This is a genomic window from uncultured Murdochiella sp., assembly GCF_902488755.1.
Classification (GTDB): domain Bacteria; phylum Bacillota; class Clostridia; order Tissierellales; family Peptoniphilaceae; genus Murdochiella.
In genome coordinates this window covers 1-10,965 of the sequence record NZ_CABTXF010000041.1, presented here as the reverse complement: position 1 = coordinate 10,965, position 10,965 = coordinate 1, and the positions used below count along the sequence as shown (strand labels likewise).

Here is a 10,965-nt window from a genome sequence, read left to right as displayed (position 1 = left end):
TGTATGTATCATTCCACCCTATTTTTCGTGTGGCGTCATTATACGAGGAGGAAAGAATGGACCAAGGTGTCGCAGACCCTGGAGCCGGGAGTACGGCCTTACTTTTTCAGTTGTTGTTGATGGTCATATTGATCATCGTAAATGCTTTTTTTGCCGCGTCCGAAATGGCGCTGGTTTCCGTGGATGCCAATCGATTGAAGGAACGTCGTGACGAAGGGGACGAACGGGCGCGTCGTATTTTGCGCCTATTGGAAGATCCTTCGGATTTTCTTTCGATGATTCAAATTTGTATTACGTTAGCCGGATTCTTCAACTCCGCCAGTGCAGCGACAGGGCTTGCCACGTATGTGGCGGATGCTTTCGCCTCGTTCGGCGTTCCGAGTGCACTGGGCGTAGCCACCGTCACGATTACGATCTTGCTTTCGCTTTTAACCATTATTTTCGGCGAGTTAGTACCAAAGCGTTTAGCACTACAAAGCGCGGAGAAATTTGCGGACAGCGCCGTCGGCGTTCTTTGGTGGGCATCCAAATTACTCAATCCTTTTGTTCATTTTCTTTCCTGGTGCACGAACAGTGTTCTGCATTTAATGGGTGTGGAAATGGACGCAATCGAAGAAAAAGTGACGCTTTCCGATATTAAGTCCTTGGTACAAGTGGGGCAAAGTCAGGGGATGATCAATCGTGATGAAGGCGAGATGATTAACTCGATTATTTCCTTTGACGATAAATCCGCGGAAGACATTATGACACCGAGAACCGAAGTGTTCGCTATTGACATCAACGATCCCTATACCGAGTATATTGATGAGCTGCTTACCGTCCGGTATTCCCGTATTCCGGTTTATGACGATGAAATCGATAATATCGTTGGGATTCTTTACATTAAAGACTATTTGCAGGAAGCCTATAGCACAGGATTTGAAGAAGTTTCTCTGCGTAAAATCATTCGTCCTGCCAATTTTGTTCCCGAACGCAAAAACGTGAACGAGCTGTTCAATGAGATGCGTAATGAAAATTTCCATCTGGCGATTCTCATTGATGAATATGGCGGATTTTCCGGCATTGTCACGATGGAAGATGTATTAGAGGAAATTGTCGGCGATATTGATGATGAATTTGATCAAGATGAACCGGAAATTGAGAAAGTAAGTCGCAATACGTTCTACGCAAAAGGCACGCTCTCCATTAAGGAATTGAATTTCAATACCGAATCGAATTTTGACGAAGAGACAGAAGACTACGATACGCTGGGCGGACTGCTTTTCTTCCTGATGGGGCGTATTCCGGAAGATCAGGAACGACCCTTTATTGAATATGAAGGAATGCGTTTCAAAATTGAAAAGATTGAAAATAAGCGCATTCAGTGGGTACGTATAGAATACGATCCGCAAGCGTGGAAGAAGGAACAGGACGAACGAGAAAAGCGTAAACAAAATAACGCCTAAGCGAAGCGGCGTGCAAAGCGGTTCGCTTTATCACGCAAATGGGAGCGACACGGTTTTGCGTTGCACGGGGGCGAGCGAGGGAGTTTTGATGGATACGATTCCGAAGAAAAAAGAAACGGATGGAGAGAAACAGCGTTTGTTTGACGGATTGTTTCGTCGAGACAAGCAGCGCGTATTGGTTTTTGGCGCAATTTTGCTCGTTGTGCTGTTTTGTTTTCTTTTTCTTCTGCCGAAAGGGAAGAATACGAAGAACGGAGAAGTGGCACTTCATTATGCAGACTCCTGGAAGGATGTTGGCGCAATTGACGGCTGCTTCTTTTTTCGTGACGGGAAGAACCTGATTGCCTTTGATACAGGTGGTAAGCGTTGGGAAATGCCACTTGCAGCAGAAACCAAACCCGTTTACGGGGAGAAACTCTACCTGTTGCAAAAAGACCATTCCATTCAAGTGTTAAATCCGAAAAATGGGCATGAGGAGCGTGTTATTCAGGAGAACGGGTTGATTGGGTTAGTAGCGGTCGAAAAAAGAGCTTTTTCCCCTGCTGCCTGTATCGGAATCAAAGCGGATCGTTTTGTCGTCTTTGACGTGGAAGGCAAGATCAAGGCGGTGCAAAAAACGGCGGGTTCGCCCGGGCTGCTTGCCCAAACGGACACACACGCAGCATGGACGGAAGAAGGGACGGCAAAGAATATATCGGTTGAAGGACAGGTGGAAAAAGCACCGGGATTCTCTTCTCCATACTCGACAGAACATAAAGCGGCGCGAAGCACTTTGGCAGTACAAGCGCTTAGCGCTGAGAAGGCGAAGGAGAAAAACGAAGAGGATTCTTCGGCAGAGGCGCGTTTTCAGCTCAATGCGGACAGAGCGTTTACGCGGCTGCTTTGGACGGGAGAGAGCAGTCTTGTTGCCGCACAAGACGACCGACTGTACTTCGTAGCAAATAAGGCGGTCACCGCAACCATTCCCTGCGGTGAATCCTGGGATATGACCGTAAACGAAGAGGGCATTTGGGTGACAGATGGCAGAGCGCTTACGTGTTATACGGTGGAAGGCAACGTGAAAAAGACGATTGCGCTGGACTTTCCGCCTCTGCGCGTTGTTGCCGGAAAAAATGGTGTTGTGGTGGTCGGAAAAAATCGCCGCATGACGATAAAAGGGGAGAAGAAGGAAGTAGTGGATACCCAAGAGCTTATTCGTGTATTGTCACAAGCGAATGGCGCAACCATGTTGGTCTATCGGGAAGCGTTCTTTGTTTTACCCTGAACCATACGCCTAAACGATACGAAGGAGAAGGATTTTGCGCGCATACCAAAAGGGAACGGTCATCCAGATGAAAAAACCGCACGCCTGCGGAAAGAAGGAATGGCTTATTTTACGTACCGGACCGGAGATTCATCTGCGCTGCCTTGGTTGCGGTCAGGAACAATGGATGCGCCGAAGCGAATTTGATAAGCGTTTGCGACGCATCCGCGAGGAAGACGGTCGTTTTGTCTCTGCTCATGCCGAGGAGCGTTCTACGCCTCTCGACTAATCTTTACCTGCTCAATGGCATCGCGAATGCGCGCCGGAGAAGGAAGCGTTTCAACCGCATAGGTGGCATTGGCACACCCTTGTGCGGAGGGGAACGCTTTTTTTGCGTCGTTGGTACGCATGTAGTTGCCGATAAATCCGGCAATCAGTGCCATGTTGGTATATGTCGCGGAAACAATGTCGCCTTCCGGTCCCTCTGCCCGATAGACTTCGCCATCGCCCGTCACAAAGAGAGACCCTTTTCGTTCGCCGTTAACGAGTACATTCTGCGCCCCCTCACGAAGAAGCTGCTTAGCACAGTCGATGGCTTTCGGAAGGGTTATTTCTGCAAGGGAAAAAAGCGTACAAAGATCATCCCTGGTCGGGGCGATTAACAGAGGCTTTTTCTTCAAGGACGTTTTTAACGCTTCAGGGGAAATAATGGGCACAAATGTTGCTCCGTTTACGGAAGCGATCTCAAACATGCGTTCATAAATATCATTATTCATGTGCGGAGGAAGCGATCCGGCAACAACCAGATAATCGCCTTCACGAATACGCGACAGATAGTAGAGCAAGTCGTTAATTTCGCTGGTTTGGATTTCTTCGCCACGTCCCAATATGCGCGTTTCCACTTGATCAAAAAACAGAGACGTGTTGAGCCGCGTATTGCTTTTTGTGCGAATAAAATCGTGTAAGATGCCTTCGCGATCCAATTCTTCTTCGATGTACGAACCGGCGTGTCCGCCGACAAAACCGGTCGCCGTAGTGGGAATGTTCAAGGTATGCAAAATGCGAGAAACCATTAAGGCACGTCCACCGGCAACCATGCGGTCTTCGATGGAATAATTGATTTCGCCGACACGCATATTATCAACACGACGGATAAAATCTACAGAAGGATTCAGAGTTACGGTATAAATCACGGACTTCTCCTCTCAACGGGGACTCTTATAAGGCTCTATTTGTTTTGCGTATTGCGCAAAAGTTGTTTTATACACCAAACGCAATTTCCTTTGTTATCTTACCGCATTTTCTCTTTATGCGATATCCACTTGTCTTTGTTTCGACGGCGGAATAGAAATATTCCTTTTTTCTTCCTTTGACAGGGCATGACAGCCGGATAGATAGAAGGGCATGGGCGCTCGCGGAGCGTTCAAATCAGCGAGCGCGAAGGAAGAAAGCGTGGCAGGACCGGCAGCTTGTCTGCCATAGCGCATACGCAAATCTTCCACTGTGTCGGCGAGACGTTCCCACTTATCATGTTGGACAATATCCGCAAACAGAAGCGTTTGTATTGCCTCTTTTGCCGGACAAAGCGCCGTCGCACAAAGTGTGAGAGAACGCAAGGGCATTCGTGGATCAAAAAGAGAATGCGCCAAAGGGATGGCAAAACGAACGAGCGTTTGCGCGCTCTGCGTCGGATAGGGAAGGGAACCGGTCGCATGGGTGACGCAAAGCCGGCGATCGCGCACCCAAACGCCAATCCCTTCTGCGCGGAGTCCGGCGCAAATCAAGCGAGATTGCACCTGATCCGCTAAGCTGAGAAGCGCAAGCGAAATATCTTGTTGCGTGTATAAATCGCGTGCAAACGTGGTTCCACAGCTTATGCTTTTGGCGATAGGGCGAACGCCGTAGGGAAGAACGGGATCGTCGTCTTTTCCCTGCGCGGCCTTCTGCAGTTTTATCCCATTGCGATGAAAGCGATGGGCGATGAGCCGGCTATTCGCGCAAGCCAGTTCGCCGATGGTGGTGATGCCGAAAGAGAGCAGCGCTTTTGTGGTCTGTCGCCCGACGAAGAGCAAACTGCTGACGGGAAGAGGCCATACGTACTCACGAAAATTGGAGGCATCTAAGCGCGTTTGGGCATCCGGCTTGCGTAAGTCACTGCCTAATTTGGCGAACACTTTGTTATCGCTAACACCAACCGATACGGTAACACCAAGTTCCTCGCGAATGCGCTGACGAATTGCGGCGGCAATCGTCCATCCGTCGCCAAAAAGCCGTGAGGAGTGGGAGACATCCAACCAGCATTCATCTAATCCGTATGGTTCGACGCAATCGGTGTATTCCCGATAAATGCTTTGGGCAAGACGGGAATATATCTGATAGCGTTCAAAATTCGCCTTAACCGTAAGGAGTTCGGGACACTTTTGTTTCGCCTGCCAGATGGCTTCGCCGGTTTGTACGCCTTTTGCTTTGGCTTCGGGCGACTTGGCAAGAATGATGCCATGGCGCTTTTCAGGGTTTCCCGTGACGGCAATGGCTTTTCCGCGCAGAGACGGGTTAAATGCTTGTTCGACGGAAGCATAAAAGCTATTCATATCTACATGAAGAATTTGTCGGCGCATTTTTGCTCTCTTTCCGCAGGATAAAACCTGTTACCAATAAGGCAAACCTTGACAGTGCAGAGGAAACACGTACAATTAAGGAAGATAATCTTCCTAATGCGAAATTAGTATAGGAAGATAATCTTCCTTTGTCAAGCAAAAAGGAACATTATCTTCCTAATGGAAAGGAGAACGCATGACATTCGGGGAAAAAGTGAAATCTCTGCGAGAAAAACAGGGTTGGACGCAAAAAGAACTTGCAGAACGTCTGCATGTGTCGATGCGCACCGTGGTCAGTTATGAACGGGGACAAAGCTATCCCAAACAGCGAAGGATGTATACCACGATGGCGAATCTGTTTTCGGTCGACGTGAATTATCTCTATACCGAACGGGAAGAAGAATCTCTTCTCGATGAGGCGAACCCTCTTACCGAACGAGAAGACGAGATGTCTCATCTCATTCGCCAGGCGCGGGCTATGTTTTCCGGTGGAATGCTTTCCGACGAGGATAAGGATGCCGTTATGCGTGCGCTTCAGGAAGCCTATTGGGATGCACGGAAAGAGCGAGAAAAGGTAAAATGACCGCTCGATGAGCGGTCGTGTTCGGCAGAAAGCGGATAATAATGTCGATTGAAGAACGTGTACAGCGAATAATAAACGAATACCACAGCAATGACCCCGAAGAAATTGCGCGCGGCATGGGCATTCGTCTCTACGAACGCAGTGATTTTCAACAGCTGGGCGGAATGGTTGCGCGTGTCGCCGGAAAAACGTGTATTTTTCTGAATGCTTCGCTGGAGGAACCACGCCGACGGATTATTTTAGCGCATGAGCTGGGGCATACTTTGCTTCATGAAGAGGACGAGGACGGCGTGCGTGACCTCGTTCCGTTTACGCTGCTCAATATGAGCGAACGCGAAGAATATGAAGCCAATGTTTTTGCTGCCCATCTTCTGCTGGAGGAAAAAGAGGTGCTTGCGCTGTCCAACGAAGGCTACGATATCGTTACGATGGCAAAAATGCTTTCTACCGATATCAATTTGCTCTTGGTGAAGCTGCACGAGATGCAGAAAAAAGGCTGTCGGCTGCACCTTCCAGAACGTCCACCCGCAAACTTCTTGGGGTAAAAGCATTATCGGAGTAGCGAAACTTCGCCGGCTTATTTGCTGCGCAAACGGACATAGAGTTGTTTGTTGCCAAATTCGGATACCGGTCGATGAGCGACTTCAAATTCATGGAAGGACTCGATAAAAGTAACCAATTTTTGGTGTCCGTAGTTTCGCACATCAAAATCCGGAAAACGCTTGGAGAGCTGATTCCCTAAGTTGGCTAAGGAAATCCAATCGTCTTCGTCTGAGTTTTCGCGAACAATGCTGCGCAGTGCTTTACGCACAGAGAGAAGGGTCGTCTGTGGACGGGGAACATCTCGTTTGTTACTGCGTTTTGTGGAGGTCGCTTGCGCATGGTCTTTTTTCCATTCCTTTCGGGAAAGAACCGTCGCACTTTTTGCCGCCGCTATTTCGGAAGAATCGCTCTGCAAAGCGGCAGATCCCTTCTCTGTTGAGCCATTCTTTCCTTCTGCTTTGGAAGAAGAAGGGCGATCTTGTGTCAATGTGGCGTTTCGTCCGGATTTACTTCTGCTGTTTTTCGTTTCCTCGTGGTGTTCTTCCTCTTCTTCGGCATTGGCAAGCGAAGCGTAAAGAATATCGAGGTACTTAAAAGTGTTACACGCGGAAATAAACGCATTCGGCGTTTTGCTTTCTCCCATTCCGATGACGGTCATGCCGGATTCCCGAAGGCGAGAGGCAAGGCGCGTAAAGTCGCTGTCCGAGGAAACCAGCACATAGCCATCTACAGATAGCGTGTAGAGAATATCCATCGCGTCGATAATCATTGCCGAGTCCGAAGAGTTTTTTCCCTCCGTATAGCTGTATTGCTGAATCGGCGTAATGGAGTTATCCAATAAAACTTCTTTCCAGCGGTTATTGCGTGTACTGGTCCAGTCGCCGTAAATGCGGCGGTAGGTGGAAACGCCATAGTTAGAGACTTCATCAAAGATGACTTGGATATATTTTGGCGAAATATTTTCCGCATCAATCAATACCGCAAATCGTGTTTCATCGTTCATAATTCACCTTTTCTTCCAGTTTACTGAATTGATAGCTGATCCCTATACCGACAAGGAGCATACCGAGCCCGAAAAGAATGGCGACGGGAAGGCTAAGTTCTGCCGCGGCAAGTCCTGCCGGGGTCAGTGCGGGAAAGAGGATAGCAGGAAATATGCCCAGTGTGGAGCCGACGACCATGCCGAGAATCGCATGAAACATCGGGGCATAGTGGTAACGGAACTGCCAGGCGACGACTTTTGAAAAGAGGAGAATGCAGAGGACGGCACCGACAGCGAAAGGGATGAGCATACGAAAATCAAAGGCAGCAATGGACGCTGCCATTTTGTCATACAGTCCGAAATAGATTAAAAAGTTGGACGGACTCATTCCGGGAATAATAAAACCGAACGCGACCAGTACGCCGGAAAGAAGCCATACCAACGGGTTGGGCGTAATCTGCGGAAGATGGGAGCCAAAGAGCATCAGGACGAAAATGGCGGTTGCGCAAAGAACCAACAACCCCAAATCGGACGAGGAACGGCCTTCTTTTCCGGCTTGTCGATAAAGACTCGGAAAGGTGCCGATAACAAAGCCCAAAAACAGACATACAAATTGGGCAGAATATTTACCGAATGCTTTTTCGACGAAAATGGAAAACAGAAATACGCCGAGAAGACCGCCGATTCCAATCGGCAGAAAATAGCGCACGTTGCGCATAAATTCCTGACGGATATGAGAAAGAAAGGCAATCATCGGTTGATAAATGCCAAAAATGACTGCGAGCACGCCACCAGAAAGTCCCGGCAAGATGGCGCCGATGCCCACTAAAATGCCCTTAAGTAACCGAAGAAAAACGGCTTGCGGTTTTGCGCCTTCGTCGGGATACGCAACGGTTACCGGCGTTTTTTTCGCAGAAACGGGGGACGTATTGGATCTCATTTTTGCTCCTTATGGGTTTTCTGCATGTTTTCGGTAGTCTCGCGATGCGGCGCAGTACAGCGGTCTGCCGAAGGGGCATCGTTTTGCGCTTTGACGGGAAGAATGCGTGCAGGAACGCCCACAGCGGTTGCTCCGGCGGGAACGTCCTGCATTACGACGGCACCGGCACCGATTTTTGCACCGTCTCCAATATGAATCGGTCCGAGGAGCGTGGCATTAGCACCAATAAGGACGTGATTGCCGATGATGGGATGACGCTGTCCCGAAAAGGATTCTACACCGCCCAAGGTAACGCCGTGGTACATGTGTACGTAATCGCCGATTTTTGCGGTTTCGCCAATCACGACCCCCATGCCGTGGTCAATAAAAAAGCATCGTCCGATTTCTGCGCCGGGATGAATTTCAATGCCGGTACGGTTTCGCGCATTCTGCGAGATGCGGCGTGCTTCATAAAAATCACCGCGCAGGTAAAACTCGTGGGCAATATCATAGCTGCTGAGCGCATCGGTGATGGGGTACAGATTGGTAGCTTCCTCTATGGAACGGCACGCGGGATCCAGTGCCATCATGTACTCCGCTTGTTCTTTCCAGTCTCTATTCTTCATATTCAGTCCTCTTCATATAACGCCGTAGACAGGTAACGTTCACCTAAATCAGGAAGTACCGTCACAACGTTTCCTTCTACTTCTTCAAGCGCCATCAGCGCAGCAACGACATTTGCACCGGAGGAGATACCTACGGAAAGCCCTTCCTCCGCGGCAAGACGGCGTGACATCGTCATCGCATCATCGCTTGCCACCGAGTATATCTTGTCCAGCAGGCTTTTGTCTAAATTTTTGGGCACAAAATTGCCGGAAATACCCTGAATTTTGTGCGCACCGGCGTGTCCTTCACGAACGAGGGGCGATTCTTTTGGTTCTAAGCCGAACACTTTGATGCCTGAAATGTGTTCTTTTAGATACCGTCCCGTTCCGGAAATGGTTCCGCCGGTTCCGAAACCGGAAACGAATGCCGCGGCATCCGGCAGTGCCTTGGCAATCTCCGGTCCCGTTGTCTCATAATGCGCCTTTGGATTGGACGGATTCGAGAATTGATCCGGCATATAGGCGTTTCCTTCCGCGACTCGTGCTTTTGCCGCATCGACAGCACCCTGCAATGCGCCTTCCGTGGTAAGAACCACTTTTGCGCCAAAGGAGCGCATGAGACGCACACGCTCTTTTGACATGGAGGAGGGCATGTACAGCTCCACAGCATAGCCCAGCTGTTTTCCGATGAGTGCCAAGGCAATGCCGGTGTTCCCCGACGTCGGTTCCACAATGGTCATTCCGGGTTTCAGCTCGCCGCTCTGGATGGCATCGCGTATCATATAATAAGCCGGGCGGTCTTTAATGCTTCCGCCGGGATTTGTCTTCTCCAATTTCGCATAGATTCTTCCGCCGCCAATATGCTGCAGTTGAATGAGTTTGGTGTTTCCGATAGTCTCAATGAGTTTCATCTGTACCTTCCTTACTATACAAAGGGTTCTATATCGACCAAGTGCGCTCCTTGGAAAAGGAATACTTTACGCCACACTCTTTTCTTTTCCCTTTTTCTCTCGCATTCTAACAGCCAACCGTAAGGGAAATGTGTTTCTTGCGCCAAAAGAAGAAGTTTATGCTATAATGGGAATGTTACGGGGTGTAGCGCAGTTCGGTAGCGCACTTGTCTGGGGGACAAGGGGTCGCAGGTTCAAATCCTGTCACTCCGATCATAATGCCACCGTAATTTTGATAGAATTACAGTGGCATTTTTCTATGCCTAAAAACCGCTTGATACGAGGCTTTTCGGCTGTTTCTGCACATAAGCGAACCCCGCTGCGGAGCAATTCTGTGGCGGGGTTTCGTGCGTTTTATGGTTATCGGTGCTTTCCGCTCTGCTGTAATTGTTAAACAGCCGAGTTCTGATAATACTCCTTATGAGAAAATCGGCGATGAAGTGCGGTCGCTGGCGGATGAGGTACCGTTTAACATCCCCGATTCGTGGGAGTGGGTGCGGCTTGGTAACGCATTTGCAATCGAAATGGGACAATCTCCAGCTGGAAATACTGTTTCGGGAAATTGCACTGGAGTCGAGTTCCATCAAGGAAAAGTATTCTTTGGTGAAAAGAACATTAAAGCATCAGATCAATATACCTCTTCGCCGACCAAATTCGCTCCAGAAAACTCAGTGCTTTTATGTGTTCGAGCTCCTGTCGGTAAAGTTAATATTACAGACAGGAAGCTTTGTATCGGCAGAGGGTTGTGTGCAATTATTCCTCTTGCAGGAGTGCCGTTACTATTTGCATATTACCTTTTGGCTGCATATGAGAATATCTTTGTAAAGCAAGCAACAGGCACCACCTTTGTCGCTATTACAGCTGAAACGGTTAAAAATCAACTCATACCCATGCCGCCTCTTGCCGAACAACAGCGAATTGCTGATTTGATTGAAAGACTTGTTCCGTATGTTCATGAGTACGGCAAAGCGGCGTCGGCCGTAGATCAGCTGAATTGCCACTTCCCAGAAACCCTCAAGAAGTCGATACTGCAAGAGGCAGTCCAGGGCAAGCTGGTTCCACAAGACCCGTCTGACGAGCCTGCAGAGGCTCTGCTGG

General features: G+C 49.0%; 12 protein-coding genes and 1 tRNA gene. 7 read left to right on the top strand and 6 right to left on the bottom strand.

All coding sequences use genetic code 11. The annotated features are described in order from the left end of the window. The first annotated feature begins 56 nt into the window (after positions 1-56). The 3 genes from RDL68_RS05080 to RDL68_RS05070 all read left to right on the top strand — a co-directional run bounded on the left by RDL68_RS05080 (position 57) and on the right by RDL68_RS05070 (position 2,977). A complete protein-coding gene (locus RDL68_RS05080) occupies positions 57-1,445 on the top strand; it encodes a hemolysin family protein (RefSeq protein ID WP_308540599.1) in 1,389 nt (462 codons plus the stop codon). An 88-nt stretch (positions 1,446-1,533) separates the two neighbouring features. After that, positions 1,534-2,709 carry a hypothetical protein gene (locus tag RDL68_RS05075; RefSeq protein WP_308540598.1) on the top strand — a complete coding sequence of 392 codons (1,176 nt, stop codon included), beginning with the start codon at positions 1,534-1,536 and terminating at the stop codon, positions 2,707-2,709. Positions 2,710-2,743: 34 nt separating this feature from the next. Continuing rightward, positions 2,744-2,977, top strand: coding sequence for a DUF951 domain-containing protein (locus tag RDL68_RS05070; protein WP_308540597.1), 234 nt, complete (start codon positions 2,744-2,746; stop codon positions 2,975-2,977). On the opposite strand, the gene RDL68_RS05065 is transcribed toward RDL68_RS05070, so the two are convergent. Both RDL68_RS05065 and RDL68_RS05060 read right to left on the bottom strand, forming a co-directional pair. After that, complete coding sequence (locus RDL68_RS05065) at positions 2,961-3,881, bottom strand: 1-phosphofructokinase family hexose kinase (RefSeq protein WP_308540596.1); 921 nt, start codon at positions 3,879-3,881, stop codon at positions 2,961-2,963. The genes RDL68_RS05070 and RDL68_RS05065 overlap by 17 nt on opposite strands. Positions 3,882-3,995: 114 nt before the next feature. Further along, positions 3,996-5,306 carry a DNA polymerase IV gene (locus RDL68_RS05060; RefSeq protein WP_308540595.1) on the bottom strand — a complete coding sequence of 437 codons (1,311 nt, stop codon included), beginning with the start codon at positions 5,304-5,306 and terminating at the stop codon, positions 3,996-3,998. A gap of 175 nt (positions 5,307-5,481) precedes the next feature. Between RDL68_RS05060 and RDL68_RS05055 the strand changes: the two genes are divergently transcribed. Beyond that, positions 5,482-5,868, top strand: coding sequence for a helix-turn-helix transcriptional regulator (locus RDL68_RS05055; protein WP_308540594.1), 387 nt, complete (start codon positions 5,482-5,484; stop codon positions 5,866-5,868). A gap of 41 nt (positions 5,869-5,909) precedes the next feature. Further along, complete coding sequence (locus RDL68_RS05050; protein ID WP_308540593.1) at positions 5,910-6,413, top strand: ImmA/IrrE family metallo-endopeptidase; 504 nt, start codon at positions 5,910-5,912, stop codon at positions 6,411-6,413. A 32-nt stretch (positions 6,414-6,445) separates the two neighbouring features. On the opposite strand, the gene RDL68_RS05045 is transcribed toward RDL68_RS05050, so the two are convergent. Genes RDL68_RS05045 through RDL68_RS05030 form a run of 4 tightly spaced genes read right to left on the bottom strand, consistent with a single transcriptional unit; the run spans position 6,446 to position 9,828 of the window. Further along, entirely contained in the window at positions 6,446-7,414 is a 969-nt protein-coding gene (locus RDL68_RS05045) for an NYN domain-containing protein (RefSeq protein WP_308540592.1), read from the bottom strand. After that, entirely contained in the window at positions 7,404-8,333 is a 930-nt protein-coding gene (locus RDL68_RS05040) for an undecaprenyl phosphate translocase family protein (protein ID WP_308540591.1), read from the bottom strand. The genes RDL68_RS05045 and RDL68_RS05040 overlap by 11 nt, the downstream gene beginning before the upstream one ends. Then, positions 8,330-8,938, bottom strand: coding sequence for a serine O-acetyltransferase EpsC (epsC, locus tag RDL68_RS05035; RefSeq protein WP_308540590.1), 609 nt, complete (start codon positions 8,936-8,938; stop codon positions 8,330-8,332). Before epsC ends, RDL68_RS05040 begins: the two co-directional genes overlap by 4 nt. Positions 8,939-8,940: 2 nt before the next feature. Next, the gene (locus tag RDL68_RS05030; RefSeq protein WP_308540589.1) at positions 8,941-9,828 is read right to left on the bottom strand and encodes a cysteine synthase family protein; all 888 of its coding nucleotides are present in this window, start codon (positions 9,826-9,828) and stop codon (positions 8,941-8,943) included. Between the two features lie 178 nt (positions 9,829-10,006). Between RDL68_RS05030 and RDL68_RS05025 the strand changes: the two genes are divergently transcribed. Together RDL68_RS05025 and RDL68_RS05020 are read left to right on the top strand one after the other, a co-directional pair. Next, positions 10,007-10,080 (top strand) — tRNA-Pro (locus RDL68_RS05025). Positions 10,081-10,223: 143 nt separating this feature from the next. Then, on the top strand, positions 10,224-10,965 hold a 742-nt coding region (locus RDL68_RS05020), incomplete at its 3' end, for a restriction endonuclease subunit S (protein ID WP_308540600.1).